Annotated in this window: 1 protein-coding gene; it reads right to left on the minus strand. The window is 41.0% G+C overall.

Annotated features, from left to right (window positions below; all coding sequences use genetic code 11):
• The coding region (locus DW114_RS21140; RefSeq protein ID WP_147323144.1) for a nucleoside recognition domain-containing protein at window positions 1-671 on the minus strand (671 nt) is incomplete at both ends.

A 671-nucleotide genomic window follows, 5' to 3' on the forward strand; every position in this document is an offset into this window, starting at 1 on the left:
GTAAATAGTGATCCAAATTGATAAATCATCAGGGAAACAGCATATGCAAAGCTGCATTGATAACCTATCGCAAATAGTGTCCATTTAGCGGAGTTCATTTCTCTTCTAATCGCACCGATTGCCGCAAAGCAGGGTGCACATAATAAATTAAAGCACAAGAAGGAATACGCTGCCAACTGACTCATGCCTTCAAAATCAAGAACACCAAATACTCCGACAACTTCTTCTTTGGCGACAAGTCCCATAATCGTCGCAATTGTTGCTTTAATGTTCCCAAAGCCAAGCGGTATAAATATCCAGCTTACTACATTGCCAAGCATTCCCAGCATACTGTTTTCTAATTCCATATCTAAATCAAAACCAAAAGATCCATTGACCATACCAAACACAGAACCAGCCCATATCACGATAGATGACAGTAAAATAATGGTACCTGCCTTTTTGATAAAGGAGGATGCACGCTCCCACATAGAGCGTAACAAATGAGTAAGCGTTGGCATATGATAAGATGGAAGTTCCATCACAAATGGTGCAGGATCTCCCGCAAACATACGTGTTTTTTTCAACATGATCCCTGATATCACAATGGCGGCAATGCCTATAAAATAAGCACTTGGTGCTACCCACCATGCGCCATGAAATAATGCAGACGCAATCATTGCGATAATTGG

This window comes from Absiella sp. AM09-50, from assembly GCF_003433845.1.
Lineage (GTDB): Bacteria > Bacillota_I > Bacilli_A > Erysipelotrichales > Erysipelotrichaceae > Hoskinsella > Hoskinsella hominis.